Source organism: Bacteroidetes bacterium SB0662_bin_6 (assembly GCA_009839485.1).
Lineage (GTDB): Bacteria > Bacteroidota > Rhodothermia > Rhodothermales > VXPQ01 > VXPQ01.
In genome coordinates this window covers 45,872-68,606 of sequence record VXPQ01000001.1, presented here as the reverse complement: position 1 = coordinate 68,606, position 22,735 = coordinate 45,872, and the positions used below count along the sequence as shown (strand labels likewise).

Annotated in this window: 13 protein-coding genes; all 13 read left to right on the top strand. The window is 59.2% G+C overall.

Annotation, left to right across the window (positions count from 1 at the left end; genetic code table 11):
- Nucleotides 1–34 precede the first annotated feature (34 nt).
- Complete coding sequence (locus F4Y00_00250) at nucleotides 35–1,270, top strand: tetratricopeptide repeat protein (protein ID MYE03400.1); 1,236 nt, start codon at nucleotides 35–37, stop codon at nucleotides 1,268–1,270.
- A 22-nt stretch (nucleotides 1,271–1,292) separates the two neighbouring features.
- Nucleotides 1,293–2,615: an alpha/beta fold hydrolase gene (locus F4Y00_00245; GenBank protein MYE03399.1), complete on the top strand. Its 1,323-nt coding sequence runs from the start codon at nucleotides 1,293–1,295 to the stop codon at nucleotides 2,613–2,615.
- Nucleotides 2,616–2,655: 40 nt separating this feature from the next.
- On the top strand, nucleotides 2,656–5,040 hold the full coding sequence (locus F4Y00_00240) for a TonB-dependent receptor plug domain-containing protein (GenBank protein MYE03398.1): 2,385 nt from the start codon (nucleotides 2,656–2,658) through the stop codon (nucleotides 5,038–5,040).
- Nucleotides 5,037–5,996: a hypothetical protein gene (locus F4Y00_00235; protein ID MYE03397.1), complete on the top strand. Its 960-nt coding sequence runs from the start codon at nucleotides 5,037–5,039 to the stop codon at nucleotides 5,994–5,996. Before F4Y00_00240 ends, F4Y00_00235 begins: the two co-directional genes overlap by 4 nt.
- Nucleotides 5,997–6,130: 134 nt before the next feature.
- On the top strand, nucleotides 6,131–9,460 hold the full coding sequence (locus F4Y00_00230) for a TonB-dependent receptor plug domain-containing protein (protein MYE03396.1): 3,330 nt from the start codon (nucleotides 6,131–6,133) through the stop codon (nucleotides 9,458–9,460).
- A 53-nt stretch (nucleotides 9,461–9,513) separates the two neighbouring features.
- Nucleotides 9,514–11,760, top strand: a complete 2,247-nt coding sequence (locus F4Y00_00225) for a hypothetical protein (protein ID MYE03395.1) — start codon at nucleotides 9,514–9,516, stop codon at nucleotides 11,758–11,760.
- Between the two features lie 84 nt (nucleotides 11,761–11,844).
- Entirely contained in the window at nucleotides 11,845–12,882 is a 1,038-nt protein-coding gene (locus F4Y00_00220; protein ID MYE03394.1) for a PorV/PorQ family protein, read from the top strand.
- Between the two features lie 60 nt (nucleotides 12,883–12,942).
- Nucleotides 12,943–14,685 (top strand): CRTAC1 family protein, encoded by a 1,743-nt coding sequence (locus F4Y00_00215; GenBank protein MYE03393.1) that lies wholly within the window; start codon nucleotides 12,943–12,945, stop codon nucleotides 14,683–14,685.
- Nucleotides 14,686–14,761: 76 nt separating this feature from the next.
- Nucleotides 14,762–16,006 carry a tetratricopeptide repeat protein gene (locus F4Y00_00210; GenBank protein MYE03392.1) on the top strand — a complete coding sequence of 415 codons (1,245 nt, stop codon included), beginning with the start codon at nucleotides 14,762–14,764 and terminating at the stop codon, nucleotides 16,004–16,006.
- A gap of 14 nt (nucleotides 16,007–16,020) precedes the next feature.
- On the top strand, nucleotides 16,021–17,745 hold the full coding sequence (locus F4Y00_00205; protein ID MYE03391.1) for a CRTAC1 family protein: 1,725 nt from the start codon (nucleotides 16,021–16,023) through the stop codon (nucleotides 17,743–17,745).
- Nucleotides 17,746–17,911: 166 nt separating this feature from the next.
- Nucleotides 17,912–18,991: a tetratricopeptide repeat protein gene (locus tag F4Y00_00200; GenBank protein MYE03390.1), complete on the top strand. Its 1,080-nt coding sequence runs from the start codon at nucleotides 17,912–17,914 to the stop codon at nucleotides 18,989–18,991.
- Between the two features lie 136 nt (nucleotides 18,992–19,127).
- Nucleotides 19,128–20,417 carry a tetratricopeptide repeat protein gene (locus tag F4Y00_00195; GenBank protein ID MYE03389.1) on the top strand — a complete coding sequence of 430 codons (1,290 nt, stop codon included), beginning with the start codon at nucleotides 19,128–19,130 and terminating at the stop codon, nucleotides 20,415–20,417.
- Nucleotides 20,324–22,717: a TonB-dependent receptor gene (locus F4Y00_00190; GenBank protein ID MYE03388.1), complete on the top strand. Its 2,394-nt coding sequence runs from the start codon at nucleotides 20,324–20,326 to the stop codon at nucleotides 22,715–22,717. The genes F4Y00_00195 and F4Y00_00190 overlap by 94 nt, the downstream gene beginning before the upstream one ends.
- Nucleotides 22,718–22,735: the final 18 nt, after the last annotated feature.

Sequence of the window (22,735 nt, the reverse complement as noted above, 5' to 3'; positions counted from 1 at the left end):
GTGCACAAGGTTCTTCGTGAACAGGAAAAATGATATGATACGACGGTTTTGCATGGTGGCGGTCGCCTGCCTGCTTGCAGGATGCGCGCAGCAGGACGCGGAGGAGTCGCTTACCCGGACAGAAGAGCTCCGCGAATCGCTGGATCTGAACGTACAACGGTTTATGCTTCAGGCCGAGGCTGCGTGGCGTCAGGGGAATTATCTGCATGCGCTGGCGCTCACCGACAGCGTAGAGAAGTATGTGCCGGAATTGGCGGATACCTACTTCCTGCGCGGCAGAATCTACACGGATCTGAACCAGCTCGAGATTGCCAATGCAGCGTACGCCACCGCCCTTGCCGCAGACGAGCAGTACCGGGGGGCGCACATGAATATCGGCATCAATTATTTTCGCAGGGGGCAACTCCGGGATGCGATTGACGCTTTCCGGCGCGAGGAGGCGGTCATGCCGAATACGCATTTGTATCTCGAAATGGGGCGCACCTATGCGAAACTCGGTATGGCCGACAGTGCGCAGTGGTCGTACGAGCAGTCTATCATGATTGACAGTACGAATACGACGGCGTATATGTGGCTCGGGCAGCTCCATGAGGAGATGGGGGATTTCGAGACGGCCATCGCCTTGTCGAAACGCGCTGCCAAAATCAGGCCCGAGAGCGTGGACTACCGCTATGTCATCGGGACACAATTACTCCGCATGGGTGAGGTGGAGGAGGCCGTGGCGCAACTCCGCATGGTGGTCGAGGAACGTCAGTGGCATCATGGTGCGCAGTACAATCTCGGGCAGGCGCTGATGCGCCTTGGCGAGGAGGATGAGGCGGAGATTCATCTTGCGCTGGCCGAAGAGGCTCAGCAAATCCAGCAGGATATCAACGAGGCGCACGAGGCAGTGAATCGGGATCCCAGCGATGTGCAGAATTGGCTGCATCTGAGCGAGGTGCACCGCAAGGCGGGGATGTACGACCGGGCGCTGGATGCCTACAAGCGGGCTATCGCCATCATTCCGAACGATCTTCGGATGCACGTGAATCTGGCGTCGCTGATGCTGGAGAGCGGCGATACCGACGGGGCGATCGCGCAATACCGGATGATCGTCGATCGCGATCCGTCGTTGACGGACGCCTGGTTGAATCTGGGCGTGGCGTACGGAAACGCCGAGCGGTATGACGAGGCGCGTCAGGCCTGGGAAATGACGATTCGGCTCGATCCGGACAATCGAACCGCCCGGAACAATCTGAATACGCTTGCCCGTATGGCGAGCGAAGGATAATGCATTTTTTGCTTTTTCTGCAATGAACCAACCGTTTTACGTACCCATGCGTTTTGTCGCGATGGCGTTTTGCGCCGCTGTATTCCTTCTTTCGTGTGATCTTCGGCATGCTCAGGCCCAAACTTCCGTGCCGGCCGACGATATCATAGAGGCAGGCAGATGGACCGGATTCATGCAGAATCCCGGCGGTACGCCTTTCGGCGTGACGATCGTTTTTCCCGAGGCCGGCGAGTCGACGGAGGCGCGCCTGCATGTCGAACACCTTACGCAGGATCAATTCCGTGTGGAGGGAGTGCGTTTGCTGGAGGGGATGCTGTCCTTTGCCTGGTGGCCTTCCATGCGCATACATTGCGAGCTCGAGCGGGAGCCGGACGGAGTGTTTGTGGGGGTTTGTTCCGATGAGGAGGCAAGCATGGGGCCGGTGACGCTCGCTCCGCCCGGCGGCGTTACATCTGTGGATCGCTTTTCCTGGGAGCGGGTGCAACAGCGCCTGGATCGGCTCGAGCGGCGGGTGAAATACCGCGAGCTGGATATGCTTGAGGGTCCTCTCGGGCGGAAAGTGGATGCGGGGGGGTACAATCTGTATGCACTGGATGCAGGCGAAGGCATTCCCGTTGTTTTCGTGTCCGATCTGGGCGAAGACCTGCGCGTATGGGATTATGTACACCATGATGTGCAGGCGTTTGCCCGGGCCATCTCGTATTCGCGTTCGGGTCTGGGATATTCGGATGGCTTGCCGTCGTCCCGTCAGTCCGAAACGACACTCCCCGGAATTGCGGAAGAACTCCATACCCTCTTGCAGAATCTGGAGGTTGAGCCGCCGTACATCCTCGTGGCGCATGGACTCGGAGCCGTTTTCGCCCGGACATTTACGGTGCGCTATCCGGATGCCGTAGCAGGGTTGGTGCTGGTGGAACCGGTGCATGAAGGGGAAGGGCAAAGACTTGGCGCCATGGATAAGGAGTCCATGGATCGATATCTTGCCGGAAGGAATATGTTATACGGTCTCGCTTCGGATGCGGAACGCGGCGAATTCGGGATATACAGGGATATGATGGAAACAGGCGCGTTTCCAGGCGCCGGGGTGCTGCCGGATATTCCCGTGGCTGTGCTCACATCCCTGCAAACTCCCGAAACTCCACGCTGGGTGGGCGAAACGGAGGCCGGGGTCCGGGCCAGGGCCGAATTACGGGAAGAGCTGCTGGACGGGCTCACATGGCGCCGGCATGTGCAGACCCGGCGCAGTGGAACGTGGTTTCACCGGGAGGCGCCGGATTTTGTGGTCGAGGCCATTCGGGAGGTCATGGATGCTGCTTCGACGGCTGCCCCGAACGGGGCGCGTTAAACAGGGCATGTACGGCTTCCCGGCTGTGCGATAAACAAGGATGGCCGTGGAATCCGGAGTTGACATGGGGAAGAAACGGTTGCGCAACGCTTTCGCGTATTTTCGGCGCATGAATGGGTGTATTCGGCCTTTCCGGCAGCGTGCGCTTATACTTTGCGCGGGCGTATTGTGCGGATCCGGTTTTTTTTCTGTTCAGTACGATGCGCAGGCGCAGCAGGCTTCTGTCAGCGGATTCGTTACCGACATTACGGATGGACAACCGCTCGAACTGGTCAATGTGGTGCTGGAGCAGGACGGGCAGGTCGTCCGCGGGGCGGCCACGAATGAGGATGGGTCGTATGTGATTTCCGGGCTGATCCCCGGACGCTACCGGATTGAGGCGCGCTTTGTCGGATACCGTCCGCACACCGATTCATTACGGCTCCAGGCGGGGGCGGTGCGCACGTACAATATTGCGCTCGAACCGGGTGACGAGGAGATGGACGAGGTGCTGGTGGAGTCGGAGCGCCAGGGCGGAGGCGCCCGCGTGACAGCCGGTCAGCAGACGATCCGGGCGGCGGATATCGAATACGTGCCGGGGCCGGACGTGACCGGCGACCTTGCGACCTATCTGTCTACGCAGCCCGGCATTGTGATGACGGGCGATCGGGGCGGGCAGCTTTTCATCCGCGGTGGAGAGCCTTCCCAGAATCTCATCCAGCTGGACGGCATTTTGCTGTATCAGCCGTTTCACATCATGGGATTCTATTCCGCCTTCCCGTCCGACAATATCAACCGGGTCGATATTTATGCCGGCGGGTACGGAAGCGAGTTCGGGGGGTGGATTTCTTCGGTGATCGACATCTCGTCGCGGACAGGAAACATGCGCCGCTACGCCGCTTCCGCCGCTGCGTCGCCGTTTCTCAGTTCGGCGCGCATCGAAGGTCCCTTGTGGCCGAATCGCATTTCCATTGCCGCTTCGCTTCGCCGGTCGAACATCGAACAGGGCGTAGGACGTTACCTCGACGATGAACTGCCCTTCACCTTCGGCGATGCCTTCGTCAAGCTGCATGGTGTGGTGAAGAGCAATATGCGAGCCTCGGTGACGGGTCTCAAGACCTGGGATCGCGGGTTTTTGACGGGGGACACGGGGGGCGTGCAGGAAGAAATAGGCTGGCGCAATGATGCGGTCGGAATGCGCCTGCTGATGCTGCCTCGCGTCTTTTCGATCATGGCCGATCTCCATGTCTCGTATTCACGGCTCGAAACGGAGCTCGGGCCCCGCGAAGAGCCCATACGCTGGTCAAGTATCGAAAACACGCATGTCTCGGTGGATATGACGTATTTCGGCGACGGTATCGATGCCCGGGCAGGCAGCGAATTGCGCGCCACGAAGTTGAACAGCGCCATCGGGGGCCTCTATCAGAATATCGAACTCCGATATGCCAGCGTACCCCAGTGGGGCAGTTACCTCGAACTCGATGTGGCGCCCGGGGGAGGGTTCAGTATTCGACCGGGAATTCGTCTCCAGTTTTACAAGGTCCGATTCGATCCGTATATCGAACCCCGGCTGCGTGCGGTATGGCAGCGCGGGATTCATGAGATAAGCGCTGCCTGGGGCATCTATCATCAGGAGATTCTGGGCATCAACGACCGCCGGGACGCCGCCAGCGTGTTTACGGTCTGGGCGAATGTCCCCAAGAACAACCCCAATTTGCTGAATGTCCTGCAGGGGCGGCCGCAGCGGGCTTCGCATGCCCTGCTGGGGTACCGGGCCCGGCCCTTGCGCAGGCTGGAGTTGTCCGTGGAAGGGTATTACCGAAACCTGTCGAATCTTTTTATTCCCGAATGGACGAGTTATCCCCGGCTCATCTCGAAATTGCAACCGGCTACGGGCCGTTCGATGGGCGTCGATGTGCGTCTGGAGGTGCGGGGGCAGAGATACTACGGGTATATAAACTATGGTCTTTCCTCGACCCGGTACGAGGCGGAAGACGCTTCCATTCCACTCTGGTACGGCGAAGAGACGTTGAAATTTCGCCCGGCGCATGACCGCCGTCACCAGCTTAATATTGTGGCAACCACGGAAGTGCTGGGATTCGATGTGAGCGCGCGGTGGGATTTCGGCTCGGGTCTTCCGTTCAGCCAGGCTATCGGGTTCGACGGTTTTCTTCTCGTGGACGATGTGGAAAAGGCTGTGGACGCGCCGGCCACGCGCCGGGTTATTTACGAACGCCCTTTCAATGCGTTACTGCCGAAGTATCACCGGCTGGACCTGTCGGTGGAGCGGGCTTTTTCTGTCGGGCCAACGGAGGTTGCGCTGCTTGCAAGCGCCATCAATACCTACGGTCGACGCAACATCTTCTACCTCGACATTTTCACGCTCAACCGGGTCGACCAGCTTCCTTTCGTGCCTTCTCTGGGAATCAAGGTGTCCTTCGAATGAGCGCGGCGCTCCGCATACCGTTCCGTTTCCGGATCATCCGGCGTGTTGCACGATCCGCTGTGCCCGTTACGCTTGCTATGACGATACTCCTTGGCCTCAGCGCCTGCGAGGAAGATGTGGTAGCGGTTACGGGGACGGATGTGCCGTATTCGATCTATGGCGTGTTGTCGCCGCAACTTGATTCGCAATGGGTGCGGGTTTTTCCGGTAGAGGAGCGCCTTGTCCCCGCTACGCCGGAGTCGTTGGATGCACGGGTTGTGTCGATAAACCACACGACCGGTGAGCAACACGTCTGGCAAGATTCCGTTATCGTCGATTTTGCAGACCAGTATGCGCATGTATACCATGCCCCGTTCCAGGCCCGTTTCGGGCATACCTACGAGATTGCGGCGATTCGTTCGGACGGCGCGGAGTCCACGGTCGAGGTGACGGTGCCGTCCGAGGCGGAAATCATTCCCCAGGATCCGGTTATTCGTCTTGTTTCCGTGGTCCAGCCGGTATTTATCCGGGGAGATGTGCCCGGCCTCGTGCAAGTGGAGGTTGATTATGCCGTAGCGTACAAGGTTGCCAACGAGACGGATATCGAATCAGACCGTATCGTCATTCCTTATCTCCTGAGGCACGAAAAAACCGATGGAGGCTGGATCATTCCGGTGGATTTGCGCAGGGATTACCTGGAAGTCACTGCAAATCTGGCGCAACAGGTCGATGTAGGTATCGACCTGCGCGTAGGCATCATCCTGCTGAACGTGACGTTGCGGTTTATTGCAGCCAACGAAGCCTGGGATCCACCCGGAGGGATATTCGATGCGGAAGTGCTGGTGCAGCCGAACGTGATGCGGAATGTCCGCAACGGGTTCGGGTTTGTCGGAGCGGGATATCGTCTTTCCAGGCAGTGGCTTCCGCCGGTAGAAGCGATCGAGGAGGCGGGTTTCCGTTCGCCGGAAGAAAACTGAGGCCTGGCGTATCCACGCACCAGGGCAATCAAATCAGGATAAAGGTGTGGATCGGCCTGACTACAGGAGCAAAAAAAATCAAATTCATTTGTTTTTTGTTTTACAGAGGCTTACCATTTACTAAGCGGGATAGTATGCATGCGCCCGATGTGCTAGGTCATACGCCCGTGCTGCTTGTATCAACCCTCTACGTTAAGCATTCTCACCTAAACCCTATCTGGAGGATCACGCACATGAGATTCGCAAAGTTACTGTTTGCGCTTGCTCTCTTTCTTCCGGCCTCTGCCTGGGCTCAAACGGGTAAAATAGCCGGCCAGGTTACGGAGGCCTCTACCGGTGAATCGTTACCCGGCGTAAACGTGGCCATTATGGGCACCACACAGGGCGCCATCACCGATGCGGAAGGGTACTACTTTATCGTGAACGTGCGTCCCGGCTCGTATGATCTTCGGGCCTCGTTCATCGGTTACGCTCCCGAGGTGTACGAAGCCGTTCGGGTCAATATCGGCCTGACGACCGAGCTCGACTTTGTTCTGCAGGAGGAAGCAGTAGGCCTTGAAGAGGTGGTCGTTACGGATGTGCGGCCCGTCGTGCAACGCGACGTGTCGGCCAGTGTGGCGAACATTACGGCCGAAGAAATCGAGAACCTCCCGATTACCGACATAGAAAGGGTCATCGGATTGCAGGCCGGCTTCGAGCGCGGTCTTACCGTGCGCGGCTTCGGCGGCGACCAGGTTCAGTTCATGGTGGACGGCCTGTCGATGTCCAGCGGGCGCGACAACACGCCGTATACGGGCGTGAGTTACACTTCCGTTCAGGAAGTGCAGGTGCAGACGGGCGGTTTCAATGCGGAGTACGGGAATGTGCGTTCCGGTCTGGTCAATGTTATCACGAAGGAGCCCGACCAGAACGAGTACTTTGTGGATGCGATTGTACGATACAGTCCCACCGCGCAGAAGAACTTCCCGGGCGTGGACGTGGACGGGAACGAAGTCGAGATGGTCAGTTCCAATAACAGCTTCCATCTCCGCCCGCTGACGGATCCGGTCGTGGCGTTCGAAGGCACGCAGAACTGGCCTTCCTGGATGCAGCGCGAGTACGATTCTTTCGAGGGGGGATGGAACAAGATTGCCGCGGATTACAATAACCGTCCCGAAGTCATGGCCCTGGGGAGAACGTTTACTGCGCAGGAACTCCAGCGGGTCTATTTTGACCATTACCTGCGCAAGGATGTGTCGGTCCAGAAACCCGACTACGAATTTGACGCTACGATTGGCGGCCCGTTACCGGGGCTTCACCAGCTTATCGGCGATATGCGGTTTACGGCGTCGTTCCGCCAGGTCCAGACGGGGTACGCGATGGGAGGCTACGAACGGGATGCCTTTACGGAGCGCGTGGGACAAGCGAAGATCATTTCGAATGTGGCGCCCGGCATGAAACTGATCGTGCAGGGTATGCTGTCCCAGCAGCTCGGTCTCAACCGCAACGAACAGGGACAACCCAATCTGACGACCGGGGACGCGTTGTATTATCCGTGGCAGGGCGGCCATCAGACGATGTTCGGCCTGGGCCATGACATGGGCGCCTACTTTGCGCCCATGCTGTACAATCTCATGGATGTGGACCGCACCATGATCGGCGCGCAGTTCACGCATACGCTGAATGCGTCGACCTTCTACGAGGTGCAGCTCCAGAATTCCACGACGGATTACTTTACGAGAACGGTGCGTGACCGCGACGAAACGCCGAGCATTTCCTATCTCGGCGGCGCCATCATGCTCGACGAGGAACCCTATGGGTTCAGCATCAGCGACGATTTCGACAAACTGGGTCTTGGCAAACGTACCTCGGGCCACTGGGGCAGCGGGTACGACAGCTCGGCGGTAAACCGTTTCACGGGCCGGTTCGACATTACCAGCCAGCGGAATCGTTTCATGCTTGCCAAGGCGGGCGTTGAGTATATCTACTCGGACTACGATACGGATTTCGGCGAGGACGATCCGGAACATCCGCACCACACGAATCCCAAGCGGCTCTGGAACCGCAAGCCGCAACAGGCCGCGGCCTATGCCCAGTCCAAACTTGAATTCCGGGGCATGGTCGCCAATGTAGGCGTACGGCTGGATTATTTCCATGCGGGCGGCGATTGGTATACGTACGAAACGTACGAGCGCACCTTCTCCGCGGCGATCGGGCGAGCCCGTATCGACGAACTGCTTGAACAGGAGCCCACAAAGCGTCAGATAGCCTTGAGCCCCCGCCTGGGTATTTCTTTCCCCGTGACCGAGGACAGTAAGTTGTACTTCAACTACGGTCATTTCCGGAATGCTCTGAACCCGATCAATCTCTTCAACATCGAGGAAGGGTCCGCTGGTGCGCTCGTGAACATCGGCAACCCCGATCACCCGATGCCGAGGACGGTGGCGTACGAACTGGGCTTCGACCAGAATCTGTTCGATCAGTACCTGCTCCGCTTGTCCGGGTATTATCGCGATCTGAGCAGGCAGCCGAGGGGTGTGCAGTATATCAGCCTTGATGACCTTGTCAGCTACAGAACGTCTCTGCCATGGAACTACGGGGATGTGCGCGGTTTCGAAGTCACGATTTCAAGAAACCGGGGCCAGTGGGTGCGCGGGTTCGTCAACTACACGTACCTTGTGCGCAAGACGGGTAACTTCGGGTTCAGCCGGTTCGACGAAAACCGGACGGAACAGGACAACTTTGTCCGAACCACGACGGAGCATTATACGAGCAAGCCGGTTCCGGAGCCCTTCGCCCGGTTCAATATCGAGGTTCTCCTTCCGAGGAACATGGGCCCCCAGATCGGAGGCGCTTATCCGCTCGGCGACTGGCGCGTGAACTTCCTCGGCGAATGGAGGCAGGGCCTTACCCTTACGTGGGATGGCCAGAATCTGTCCGGCGCAGCGGGAAGCGGCGATCGCGAGCTTCAGGGGAATGTGCGCTGGAAGGATTACTACACGCTCGACATGCGCCTCAGCAAGAGCTTCAACACGAACATCGGGTCCGCGCAGTTCTTCGTGGACCTTACGAACGTGCTGAACATTCGCCATCTGTATTATGCAGGGGGCAATCTGTTCGGGGCGGGTCAGCAGGACCTGACCAATTACATGTCGTCGCTCCACTTGCCGCAGAGTACGCTTCCCGATTCCCCCGACGGCGGTTTGTACGGCGACGATCAGCCGGGTGACTTCCGCGGGCCGGGCATAGCGTTTGTGCCGATCATTCAGGGGCCGTTGCCCGAGACCGGCGAAGACAGGCCGCTCTACTATGTGCTTGACGACCGGCAGTACTACAAGTGGAACGGAAGTTCCTTTACGGCTGCAAACCAGTCCGAGGTGGATCAGGTGCTGGACGACAAGGCATACATCAACATGCCGAACCGGATGTGGCAGCAGTTCCTGAATCCGCGCAACGTCTTCTTCGGGCTGCGGCTGTCCTTCTGAACCGATTACGTTGCTGACGACTCCCTTTTGACATTCTGAATCCGAGATACACCATGCGAACCGTTCATTACACCCGTACGTCGGGACTTATCGCAGCCGGGCTGGCGCTGGCCCTGATGTTCGTTGCGCCGGTAGAGGACGCAAAGGCTCAGTGGATTCCGAAATGGCTTAGCGTAGGCGATTTCCAGAGTTGGTACCTGTCCGGCGGTGCAAACCCCGAGCGGAGCGATGTGGTCTGGAACTATCCGGCCATCCGCCCCTCTTCAGGGTACAGCCGCTGGAAAGGGTTCTGGGTTGGCGCAAAAAACGTGACCCATGGAGAAACCGGGAACCAGTATGATGTCCGCGTTTCGCACACGGGCCCCCGTGCCCCTGGAATCGGCGAGATGTTCAGCATATCGCATGTGCTGTATTCCAAATACGAAGGGGGAATGGTGCAGGTAGACGGAGCGGACACCTTCCTTCAGCCGGTGGTTCCGGACGTGATCGATCCGAGCATGGGTCCGGACCGTATGGTGGTTTCGGAAATCAATTCCTCCATCGGGTTAACCACGCACCGGCGCGCCATGCAGTGGAGCCATGCGGATCACGATAACTACCATATTATCGAGTACACCTTCGTCAATACGGGGAATCAGGACGGAGACCCCGAGATCGAAGTAGAGAACGATCTGGAAGGCGTGTACATTGCGTTCCTCGAACGTCCTACGGGCGCCGGGTTCGCGGGTGCATGGGGGAATAGTTCAGGCGGCGTGGGCTGGGGACGGTACACCATGAACGACGCCATTGGCGACGGGCTGAACGATTACGGCGTGGACATGCGCGCTTCGTTCGCGTGGCTCGGGAATATCCAGGCGACCGGGTACCTCGTGAATACGCTCGGAAATCCGTTCTGGAGCGACCATCAATGGGGTTTTGCGGCGGATACCCTTGGGCGGCTCGGCAGCGCCAATTTCACGGGCGTGGTGACGATCCATGCGGATACGGAGGCTCATGCTCCGGGAGAAAGCCGTCCCGACGATCGGGCGCAACCTTCCATGATGACGCATCTCAATTCCGATTACGGCAGGTTAACCAGTGAGCCCACGCACAACAAACGGGACCTCATGCTGGAACAATACGACTGGTTCACATGCGGTTCCACCTCGGCTCCGACAGGTGGCATTGCCCGGCCCGGGGACGCCGACTGTACGGGGCGTTCCTGGCCGACCCAGGCGGGTTTTGTGATGGGCCTGACGGCTGATTCTCCGTACGACACCAACCCCGATTTCGCGAATCAGACGGGCGATCCCGAGCACGGTGCAGGCGCAGGAGGCTGGGGCTTTGCGTTTGCGTACGGACCGTACGACATTGCCCATGGCGAGGAGGTGAAGATCGTCGTGGCGGAAGCAGCCGCAGGGCTTAGCGACGAGGCGGCCTGGCATATCGGTCGGACGTACAAGCTCTCCGGGGATATGCATGGAAACCCGCCCCGGGACGGCGATAACAATCTTGTCATCGAGTTCGACGCGAACGGCAACGGCATGATCGACAGCGGCGAGGCGATGACAAAGAACGAGTGGTTTATGACGGCGCGCGATTCGTTGTTCGATACGTTCCAGCGAGCCATGAACACGTACAATGGAGGCCTGAATGCGCCGCATCCGCCGGCGCCGCCCACGTCGTTTATCGTGACGTCCGGTACGGATGAAATCGTTCTGGACTGGACTGCTTCGTCGACCCCGGCTGCGTGGCAGGTGTGGCGGGCGCAGAAGCACTATTCCGGGATTGTTTCGGTGCTTGAGGAGGGCCCCGGCGGAGTGGGCGTTCCGGACATGGCGCGCGACTATTCGCTCGCTGCGGAACTGCCGGGCAATGCAACGAGCTACCGGGACACCGAGGTGGTCCGTGGCGGTTCGTACTACTATTACCTGACAGGGATAGGAAGCGACGGCTCGAGGACCAGCCGCTATTATGCGCAAACCTACAACCCGGCGACGCTGAAGCGTCCACCCGGACAGTCGCTGAGCGAGGTGCGCATCGTGCCGAATCCTTATCATATCGACGCCGACCCCGCTGTGCGTCTCGATGTGCAGGATCGGATGGCTTTTTACGAGCTTCCGGGCGAAGCGCGCATCCAGATATTTTCCGAGTTGGGCGAGTTGATTCGGACGATCGATCACCTTGACGGAAGCGGCGACGAGTTCTGGGATCTGACGACTTCTTCGCGGCAGGTGGTGGCAAGCGGCATTTACATTGCCGTGGTTACCGATCTGGCCTCGGACGAGCAGACAATCCAGAAATTTATCGTCATTCGGTAGACACGCCACGAAGCGCTCCCCGGCCGCTGCCCTTTGCGGCGGTTGCCGGGGGTGCTCTCAGGAGCCTTAACCAAAAAGGATGCAATGACTTATCACCGCTACACAACCCTGATCGCCATTGCGGCGCTTGCCGTGTTTACCGCGTCCGGAACGTTCGCACAGATCACGACGGAAGATGTCGGCACGGACAAGCTTGCGCAGACGAACTTCAAGTTCCTCGAGATATCTGTTCATCCGCGCGCGGCGGCGCAGAGCGACGCCATGACCGCCAACGAATTCAATTCGTCGGCAGCCATGTTCTATAACCCGGCGGCAATGGGCTGGATGGAAAACCGGTTCAGTGCGGGCTTCGGGATTACGAACTGGATTGCGGATGTGACCTACAACAGCGCGAGTGCCGCCATTCGTACGAATTACGGGGTGTTCGGGGCTTCGCTCCTGTTTGCCGATTACGGGGGGGGTATCATCGGCACCATCGCGGCGACCAACGAGAGGGGATACCTGGAATACGGTGACCTGGGCCTGAGCAACCCCGAGCCTTCCGCCATGGCGATCGGCCTCGGGTATGGGGTCGGCGTAACGGACCGGTTCAGCGTCGGCGGCAACGCCAAGTACGTCTTGCAGGACCTGTCCGATGCGGTTGTATCGTCGGACGGCACGACCGAAGCCAATTCCACGTCTACGGTGGCATTCGACTTCGGCTTGATGTACAGGACCGGTTTCCGCAGCCTGAATCTTGCCATGAGCGTTCGGAACTTCGCGCGGGAGTTGCGCTACGTGCAGGAAAACTTCGAGCTTCCGCTCACCTTTAACGTGGGCGTCTCCATGAACATGCTCGATCTGACCTCCATGGATCCGAATGTGCATGCCTTGCGGGTTTCGCTGGAAGCGGAGCGTCCGCGTGACTTTTCGGAGCAAGTCAAGGCGGGCGGAGAGTACACGTTTATGAACATCGTATCTCTGCGCGCGGGATATACGTATCCGACGGATGAGCAGGGCGTCAGCTTTGGGGGCGGTCTGAAGTACGATACATCGGCTATAGGTTTCGCTGCAGACTATGCCTTCACGGAGTTCGGGATTTTTGGCGCCGTCCATCGCATGGGAGTTAGTCTGTCCTTCTAAGCGCATTGCATCTTGTGCATTTGCGTTGCTGTTGGCTGGTGGCTGAGCGTTTCCCGAAGAATGCATTTGCACAATGCTGCTGTTGGAGCGCTTGTCGCCGTTGCCGTGACCTTTGCGGGCGGGTGCGGGGGCAATGAGCAGGGAAATCCGCCCGAGGAGCTTCAGCCCATTGCATTTCATAACGTAGCGCCGGAGGCCGGTCTGGGCGATTTCCGGCACGAGAATGGAAGCGAAGACCGTTTCTGGTTTCCCGAACAGATGGGCGCCGGGGGCGGTTTTGTGGATTACGACGGGGACGGCTGGGAAGACATCGTATTGGTGGGCGGGGGCAGTTTGTCGCCGACGGGACCGGCGGATGTGCGCGCCCTGCGCCTTTTTCGAAACAATCAGGACGGGACGTTTACGGACGTTACTCTCGAAACGGGGCTGGACGATGCCCGCGCCTGGGGAACCGGGGTAACCGCTGCCGACTACGACAACGACGGCGATCAGGATATTTTTCTTGCGACCTTCGGAGAGAATCTGCTTTTCCGCAATGATTCCGGTCCGTCGGGCGCGCGTTTTTTTACGGAGACAGGGCGTACCGCAGGCGTGGCGGGTCCCGCCGGATGGCGCAGTTCGCCGCTCTTTTTTGACGCCGACCGGGACGGGCATCTCGACCTCTATGTGCCCGGGTATGCCTTGTGGTCGGTTTCCAGTGACATGGAATGTTTTCGGGCGGACGGACGACCGGATTATTGTCGTCCCGCCATGTACCCGGGCGCGCAGAGTCATTTTTACCGTAACAACGGAGACGGTACGTTCACCGAGCGTACGAACGAAAGCGGTTTGTCGATTAATCCCGGCAAGTCGCTGGCCGTTGCCGAATGGGATTTTAACGAGGACGGCTGGTCTGATCTGGTGGTGGTGAACGACGGGGAGCCGGACCTGTTGTATATCAACGACGGTCGCGGCGCTTTCACCGAGCAAGGGGTTTCCAGTGGTATTGCGTATGGGGAACACGGGGAAGCCCGCGCCGGGATGGGTGTGGACATCGGGATCGTGGATACGACAGGCATGCCATCGGTTTTCGTGGGTAATTTTTCCAGTGAAATGATCGGGGTATACCGGCGTACGGCGAGCGGGTGGTTTACGGATCGTGCAGCGGCGTCCCGTATCGGAAGGCCCAGTCTGACCACGCTGGCTTTCGGGGTGCTGCTCCTTGACGCCGAACTGGATGGCGACCTTGATCTGTACGTCGCGAACGGGCATGTGTACCTCGATCCGATCGATGGGTCGGCATACAGGCAGCCGCCGCACCTGTTTGTAAACGAGGGGGGCGGAACGTGGGTGGATATGGCCGATTCCATTGGCGGCGTATTCAGGGAAGCCATGGTGGCCCGGGCTGTGGCAAAGGCCGACTATGACCGGGATGGGGATGTGGACCTGCTGGTGACCGAGAACAATGGCCCGGTTCGCCTGTTGCGCAACGATTCGTCCGGTGGGGGCCATGTGCTGCGCGTACGCCTCGAAGGGCGTCCGGAGCATGGGACGAGCAGCCGCGACGCGCTGGGCGCCGAGGTGACGATCACGGCGGGCGGTGTGCGGCAGATGCGCCGGGTGCGGACAGGTTCCGGGTACCTCTCACAATCGGAAAAGACCCTGACGTTCGGCCTGGGGCCGGCGAATCAGGTGGATACGCTCACAGTGCGTTGGCCGGATGGTCGGATGGCGCGTTATACCGGACTGGAGGCCGGTCATGAGGTATATTTGCTTGAGGGCGAGGGCATCGTGTCCCGGACTGCATTGCCTGTGGTCCCGTAGCAACCGTCTCCGTAGCGTCTGCGTTTGGATATGCAACGACCGGTGGGCGGCAGGTTGATTTTTCCGAAGGAGTCTCATGCGTAACGCAAGTACATGGACAGGAATCCTGGGATTCTGCATTGTCTTTACGGCAGGAGGGTGCGGCCCCGAGGCGGATGCCCCGTCCCGGACGGAACTGGTGCGCCGGGACACTGACCCGAAAGCCGTGGGATTCCTGCTCGACGCCCAGCAGGCATTCGAGACAGGGTATTACAGCGCGGCGCTTGTGCTGGCGGACAGTGCAGCCGGCTATGCACCCGACCTTGCCGATATCCCATTCATGCGCGGCCGGATATTCACGGCGCTCCGGCAGCTCGATCTGGCTACCGAAGCCTATGAAAAGACGCTCGAACTGGACCCGGAGTATCCGGGCGTGTGGTTCAATAGGGGAAATAGCGCCTATATGTACGGAGAACCGGCAGAGGCCCTTGCGCTCTACCGCAAGGAGCGCGGCGTAGCGGAAACGACGGATTACCTGACGCAGCTCGGGCGGGCCTATGCGGACACGGGTAAGCCTGACAGCGCCCGCTGGGCGTACGAGCGGGCCATTGCAGCGGATTCCTCCAATCCAACGGCGTACATGTGGCTTGGGCAACTCTATGAAGACGCAGGGGACTTCACAGAAGCCCTTTCGTACTCCGAACAGGGCATTGCACTGGATCCGGACAATCTGAACTATGCCTATGTGTATGGGGTACAGCATTTGCGCAACGGAGAGCTCGAAGCTGCTGCAGAAATCCTGACACGCGTGGCCGATGGGATTCCATGGCACTATCCGGCGCATTATAACCTCGGACAGGCGCTGAACGGCCTCGGGCAAACGGAACGGGGCGCGCAGTACCTTGCCCGCGCCGATACGCTGCTTGCCCTCCAGCGGGACGTCGAGTTGTGGGTGGAACGGATCAAGACCCATAGTATGGAACCCCTGCTCTGGGTGCAATACGGCGAGTCATTGCACCGATCGGGTCGTATGGAAGAAGCTATCGAGGCGCTTACGGTAGCGATTTCCCTGCGTCCGGGCTGGCTGGAACTGCACAATAACGTTGCCAATCTGTATCTTGCGACCGGGGATACCACCATGGCGCTTGAGCGGTACGAAGCGCTGTTGCAACTCGCCCCCACCCAACCCGATGTCTGGCTGAATCTGGGTACGCTCCACGCACTGTCAGGGAACTACGAAGAAGCCCGTACAGCCTGGGAAACGGTGCTCCGACACGCCCCCGACCACGAGGAAGCCATCTACTATCTGGCGCAACTTCCTTCTCCGCACCGTACGCCGTGACCGTTTGCTCCCGTATGATGCTGTTCGCCGCGTGCATGCTCGCCACGGGCGGGTGCGGGACGGACAATGAGGCCCCTGATGGGCAAACGGATATTTCCGGGTCTCCATCGGATGCGCTTCGGTTTACCCGTGTTACGCAGGAAGCGGGGCTGGGGGCATTTCAGCATGTTACCGGCGCATTCGGCGAAATGTGGTTTCCCGAGACAATGGGCGGCGGGGCAGGTTTTCTGGATTACGACGGGGACGGCTGGCAGGATATTGTACTGGTTGCAGGTGGCGTATGGCCGGATCGCGGCGATGCCGGGCTGCCTGCACTCCGCCTGTATCGGAACGAAGGAGGGCATTTTACGGAAGTCACGGAAGAAACGGGCCTTGCCGGTTTGCGAGCCTACGGCATGGGTCTCGCCATTGCCGACTACGACAACGACGGCGATCCGGATATTTTCCTCACCGCGGTTGGGCGGAATCTGCTGCTTCGAAACGACCGGGAGGCGGCCCCCGGGGGGCGTGTCGTGTTTACGGAGACAGGACAGGCTGCAGGTCTTTCGGACGATGCCGCGTGGAGTACAGCGGCCATTTTTTTCGATGCCGATCGGGACGGATATGTCGATTTGTACGTGGGGAATTACGTCGAGTGGTCCCCGGAAAAAGACATGTGGTGCACTATTAACGGGGAAGACAAAACCTATTGCACGCCAAAGCTTTACGAAGGCACTCCAGGTCGTTTTTACCGTAATGAGGGAGGCAAATTCAGCGATCGTACCGCCGAAGCCGGATTTCTGCCTGCTCCCGGCAAGACATTGGGCGTGACCGAATGGGATTTCAATGAGGATGGCTGGTCGGATCTGGTGGTGGCGAACGATACGCAGCGCGATTTGCTGTACATGAACGACGGGACGGGCGCATTCGTCGAGCAGGGAGTGGCGAGCGGCATTGCGTATGACGAGGAGGGACAGGCGCGCGCGGGCATGGGCGTGGATGCCGGGATACTGGATCACACGGGTGCTCCGTCGGTCGTTATCGGGCATTTTGCAAACGAACCGGCGGGTTTATACCGTCAGATATCTCCGGGTCTTTTTTTGGACCGGGCAGCCCAGTCTCAGGTGGGGCTGCCGTCGCTTCCCACGCTTACTTTCGGGCTGTGCCTCTTCGATGCCGATCTGGATGGGGATATGGATATTTTTCTGGCGAACGGGCATATTTCGCCGGATGTGGAAGGCACTGCGGAAGGATTGTCTTATCGGCAGGAGCCGCAGCTTTTTCTGAATGCCGGGGATGGGCATTTTTCCGAATACGAGTACCCGATCTCCGAACCGATCATTGCCCGTGCGGCGGCCATCGCCGATTATGACCGGGACGGCGATGAGGATGTCCTGATTACGGAGAATGCCGGGCCGGTCCACCTCTTGCGTAACGAGGCGCAGGGAGGCGCTTTTTTGCGCGTGCGCTTGCAGGGTGTACACGGGAACAGGGATGCCCTTGGCGCCCATGTGACGGCTGTGGCAGGCGATCGACGGATGCAGCGGCGTGTGCGGACAGGTTCGAGTTACCTTGCTTCTTCGGACAAGGCGCTGACGTTCGGGTTAGGAGAGGCTGCGCAAGTGGATACGCTTGTGGTGCGCTGGCCCGGCGGAGAGACCGCGCGGTATGTGAACTTGCCCGCTGGCAGCGAGGTACATATCGTGGAAGGGTCGGATGCCGTAGAAACCATTGTTTTGGGAAACCAACCTCGTCCGTAACACCCCGGTATGTATACTCCAGAGACGCTTCCAGCAAACGCAGAGTGTGAGAGATTGCGCTCATACATACACAACAGCAAGGTGTTCGATGTAATGCCCTTATTTTGACAGGATCCCTGTCTGCAGGGATATCCCACAGAGGATCGTTCCCGCGAGTCCATTCGTTATGCCCGAATCTTCCCCGATCATATCTGTAACAGGGTGCTTGTTTGCATTGCTGGTGCTCGCAGGGTGCGGGAAACCGGCGCAGACGCCAGCGGAACGCCTGCAGGCGGCCGATGAAGAAGTTCGAAGTCTGCTTGTGAAGGCGCGAGAAGAAGAAGAGGCAGGGCGGTATACGGAAACTCTTGCACTGGCGGACAGTCTGCTGAGTCGGGCGCCCGACCTGCCGGAGGCGCACATGCTTCTGGGGAGCCTTCTGATGCATACATACCAGCTTGCTTTAGCCGACGAAGCCTTTGCGCAAGCGGTATCCCTGGATCCGTACCTGCGCGACGGCTGGTTTCGGCGCGGGCATGTCGCGTTTGAAGAGGGTCAGTACAGTGAGGCAATCCGCCGGTACCGGCTTCAGCGGGAAGCTATCCTGTCCTCGCCGGAGCATATCCGGGCGTTTTACCGGCGAACGGATGCCGCCATGTTGTCCCAGGCATGGGCGCAGACGGGCCGCACCTACGAATTGCTGCACCTGCCCGACAGTGCGGCATGGGCATATGATGAGGCGCTTATGCATGATTCGACCAATGCGCAGGTCCACGCCTGGCTGGCTGAGTTGTACGATGAAGAGGGGCGGACAGAAGAGGCGCTTCCCCATGCGCGCAGGGCATGGGATTATGATGGGGGAAATGCCGACTTTGCATACCGGCTCGGCGCGTTATTGCTCAAAACCGGCGATGCGGAGGATGCGCTTCCCTTGCTGGAACGTGCGGCGTATGCGAAACCCTATGAGTCCGCTTTCCGGTACAACTATGGCCGTGCGCTGATTGCGCTTGGTGATGTGGAAGAAGGCCAGCGGCATGTGGACGCCACGGAAGCTTTGCAGGAACTGGATAGCCAGATCGGGTTGGCCCGCGCCGCTGCCGCATATTCTCCCGACGATCCGGCCAAGTGGCGTGCACTCGCCAATTGGCTTGCTCTTGCCGGGCGTCACGCCGAACAGCAACAAGCGCTTGCGGTGGCCCGGGTCGCCTCCCGGGCCGCTGCTGCCCGGAAGCGTGCGGAAGAAGTGACGATGGAAGAACCCCCCTGATTGTGGAATCACGAATGGGTTCGGAGGGTCTAACCCCCGAACCTCGCCGGAAATCCGGAAACGATGCAGCTTCGCCCCCTACGGTCATTCATCTCCTGGGAATCATCCGCACTTGACGCCGCGAACAGATAACATTATGCGAGGCATCGTATCCTTGAGTGCGTCGCGCAGCCGGTGGATTGCATCGTGCCTTGCTGTGGTATGCTGTCTGCTATGGGCAGGAGGATGCGCGAACGAACCGCGCCCGGAGGAAACCCTGAACGGGCAGGGGGCGAATGACGCCCAGCCGATGTCCCCCGCCGCCGCGCATTTTATCCGGTTGAGCAGCGAAGCGCTGGAACGGAACGATTTTGCACAGGCTTTTGCCTTTACGGACAGCGTGGCCGCTTTGGCCCCGGAACTTGCGGACATTTCGTTTTTGCGCGGCCGCATTTATGCCGGATTGCATAGACCCGACCAGGCGGATTCGGCGTATCGGGTAGCGCTTTCGATTCGCCCTGCCTATCCTGGCGTATGGAATAATCTGGGCAATACGGCCTGGCTCCGGCAAGAGTATGGGAAATCTGTGGGATACTACCGTCGCGAGCTGGAGATCGCCCCTGATCCGCGTCCCTGGCTGGGCATTGCCCGCGCATATATCGAGTTGGGCAAGGCGGACAGCGCCCGCTATGCTTTCGGACAGGCGCTTGCTCTCGACAGCACCTTTGCCCAGGCCCATTTCGGGGTGGCCCTGTTACTGGACGACTTTGGAGACTTCGAGGGGGCGCTCCGCAGCGCCCGGCGTGCGCTCCGTCATGCGCCCGATAACCACGAATATCGGTACCATGCAGCTTCCTTTCTCGTCAAACTCGGGCGGTGGGAGGAGGCGCTGGCTCCGTTGGAAGCCGTTGCCCGGGAATGGCCCTGGCATCAGGGCGCGCATTACAACATGGCCCAGGTTCTGATGCGCCTTGGTTATGCGGAAGAGGCAGAGGAGGTTCAACGATATGCCGAGGAACTCCGTGCGCTCCAGGCGGAAATTACGAACCTGACGACGGCCTCCCAAACGTATGCCGAGGACCCGTATGCGCATGCCAGACTGGGGGCGTCCCTGAGGAAAGCCCGCCGGTACGACCAAGCCATGCAGGCCTACAGCGTGGCGCTGTATCTGGCTCCCGGTAATCTCGATTTTCGGAACAATGTGGCCGTGCTGCATTTGTTGCAGGGGGATACCCTTTCCGCGATCCGATCGTTTCAGACGATGGTGCAGGCGGATACCACGAATGCCCATGCTTTAATCAATCTGGGAAGTTTGTATGCGTTGTCCGGGGATCCGGAGAATGCGCGCCGGGCATGGGAAGCCGCCTTGCGTATCGAACCGGACAATCGCATGGCGCGCAGTTCGTTGGCCAGCCTCTCGTCCTCCGGACGATCTTCCCAACCTTAGAGCCTTCGATCATGACGTTACGCGGCATGAACAGCAGGTATATTCGCCGGTGGATACTGGTGGCTGTGGTGCATGTCATCATGGCGGCGGCTCCGGGGCTGTTGCTTGAAGCTAGGGCGCAATCCGCTTCTGTGCGCGGTTTCGTTACGGCGGATCCGGGTGGAGAATCGCTTCAGGGCGTCAATGTGTCGATCGATAACATGACCGGCGGGTTGACAGGAACGGTTTCCAACGGGGACGGATTTTTTCTCATAGGCCGCATCTCGCCCGGGCAATACATACTCCGCGCTTCCTTTATCGGGTTCGTTACGTATGTGGATACGCTGGATATCCAGGCCGACGATCGCTTACTGGTCAATATCGTGCTCCGGGAAGATGCGGTGGAGATGGAGGGCATTTCCGTGGAGGCGGAGCGTGAAGATGGCGCAGCGCGCGTGACCGCCGGACAGCAAACCATCCGCCCCGAGGATATCGATCTCATTCCCTCGCCGGACGTTTCGGGCGATCTGGTTTCCTACCTTTCCACGATTCCCAGCGTAGTGCTGATGGGAGACCGGGGTGGACAAGTGTTCATCCGGGGCGGTGAGCCTACGCAAAACCTGACCCTGCTTGACGGGATCGAGATTTACCAGCCCTTTCACGTGCTGGGCTTTTATTCGGCCTTTTCTTCCGAAATCGTCAGCCGGGCCGATGTGTACGCAGGCGGATTCGGAAGTGAATTTTCGGGGAGAATATCCTCGGTCATCGATGTGCATTCTCGGAACGGAAACAAGCGTGGATTCAATGCTTCTGCGGCGTTGTCGCCGTTCACGAGTGCAGGACATCTCGAGGGCCCCATCCTTCCCGGTTATATATCTTTTCTGGCCGCCGGCCGTTTTTCGATGCTGGACCAGTTGGCCTCCAGGTACATGTCCACAGCGCTTCCCTATGTGTTCAATGACGCATTCGGAAAAATACATGTGCGCCTGGGGCCGAACCGGCAGCTTGCCGTGACGGGATTGAAGACGTTCGATCGCGGCACGCTTACCCCCACGGACGATGTATTCCGGCGGGACGATGAGGTCAGTTGGAGTAACACGGCGCTCGGCGTACGCTACCTTGTAGCGCCTCGGATTCTTCCCATTCTGAGCGAGGTGCTTGTGTCCGTTTCACGTCTTGAAAGTTCCTTCGGCCCCCGGGGGGAACCGACACGGATCTCCGACCTTGAGCAGTTCAACCTCGCCGTCAATATGACGAATTATGCCCGGAGCTCGGAAGTCAAATGGGGCTTTTTCCTGCGTACGCCGCTTACGGAAACCGTGCTGGGCGGCCTGTTTCAGAATCTCACGGTAGGCCGGGGCGCTCCTACGAATGTGGGCGCATATATCCAGCCCGAGATATACACGGGCGGCGGGCTGTACGTGCGGCCCGGGCTTACCGTCCAGACGATGGGGAGCACAGGCGATTATTTCGAACCCCGGTTACGGCTGCGCCTGCAGCGCGGTATCCATGAGTGGAGTGCGGCGGCGGGCATCTACCGGCAGGTGACCGTGGGTCTGAGCGATCGCCGCGACGCGACCAATATTTTCACCGCCTGGGTGCAAACACCCTCCAGCGAAGCCATGCGCTCCATGCATGCGTTGCTTGGATACCGGGTGGAACCGTTCCCCTGGCTGGAATGCTCCATCGAGGGGTTCTACAAGAACATGGACAACATCTTCATTGGGGAGTGGACTGCGTTTCCCGGCTTCACCACACGGTTGCAGGAGGCCCATGGCGATGCATTCGGATTTGATCTGCGCATGGAAGTGCGGCGGCCCCGTTTTTACGGGTTTGTGAACTACGGGTTGTCTTCCACCCGGTACGAGATCGATCCGGAAAGTCCGGCGGTAAGGAATCCCGGGCGATTCCGTCCGCCCCACGACCGGCGCCACCAGATCAATGTGCTGGGCAAGGTGGTCGTGTACGGTTTCGATATAAGCGCCCGGTGGCAATTCGGGTCCGGATTGCCGTTCACGCCGGTCGAGGGTTTCGATGGATTCGTGCTGATGGACGGTCCTGTTGCCGTCAGAAATGTGCGGGGATTTCCCCGTGTTATCTACGAGAGCATTCCCTATCGGGCGGTGCTCCCGACCTATCACAGGCTGGACGTTACCGTGGAACGGGTGTTCGATATGCCCCTGGGAGTGGAAATGACCGTGCAGGCCGGGGTAATGAACGCCTATGACCGGGCGAATCTTTTTTCTCTGGATTTGCTTACTGCCCAGCGTACCGATCAATTGCCTGTTGTGCCTATCGTTGGCCTGAAGGTCGCGTTTTAGGATATTTCCTTGAATGAT

Bases quoted from the DNA above. Each gene is read 5' to 3' on its own strand.
- F4Y00_00250 (MYE03400.1), top strand. From the start codon at position 35: ATGATACGACGGTTTTGCATGGTGGCGGTCGCCTGCCTGCTTGCAGGA.
- F4Y00_00245 (MYE03399.1), top strand. From the start codon at position 1,293: ATGAACCAACCGTTTTACGTACCCATGCGTTTTGTCGCGATGGCGTTT.
- F4Y00_00240 (MYE03398.1), top strand. From the start codon at position 2,656: ATGGCCGTGGAATCCGGAGTTGACATGGGGAAGAAACGGTTGCGCAAC.
- F4Y00_00235 (MYE03397.1), top strand. From the start codon at position 5,037: ATGAGCGCGGCGCTCCGCATACCGTTCCGTTTCCGGATCATCCGGCGT.
- F4Y00_00230 (MYE03396.1), top strand. From the start codon at position 6,131: ATGCATGCGCCCGATGTGCTAGGTCATACGCCCGTGCTGCTTGTATCA.
- F4Y00_00225 (MYE03395.1), top strand. From the start codon at position 9,514: ATGCGAACCGTTCATTACACCCGTACGTCGGGACTTATCGCAGCCGGG.
- F4Y00_00220 (MYE03394.1), top strand. From the start codon at position 11,845: ATGACTTATCACCGCTACACAACCCTGATCGCCATTGCGGCGCTTGCC.
- F4Y00_00215 (MYE03393.1), top strand. From the start codon at position 12,943: ATGCATTTGCACAATGCTGCTGTTGGAGCGCTTGTCGCCGTTGCCGTG.
- F4Y00_00210 (MYE03392.1), top strand. From the start codon at position 14,762: ATGCGTAACGCAAGTACATGGACAGGAATCCTGGGATTCTGCATTGTC.
- F4Y00_00205 (MYE03391.1), top strand. From the start codon at position 16,021: ATGATGCTGTTCGCCGCGTGCATGCTCGCCACGGGCGGGTGCGGGACG.
- F4Y00_00200 (MYE03390.1), top strand. From the start codon at position 17,912: ATGCCCGAATCTTCCCCGATCATATCTGTAACAGGGTGCTTGTTTGCA.
- F4Y00_00195 (MYE03389.1), top strand. From the start codon at position 19,128: ATGCGAGGCATCGTATCCTTGAGTGCGTCGCGCAGCCGGTGGATTGCA.
- F4Y00_00190 (MYE03388.1), top strand. From the start codon at position 20,324: ATGGGAAGCCGCCTTGCGTATCGAACCGGACAATCGCATGGCGCGCAG.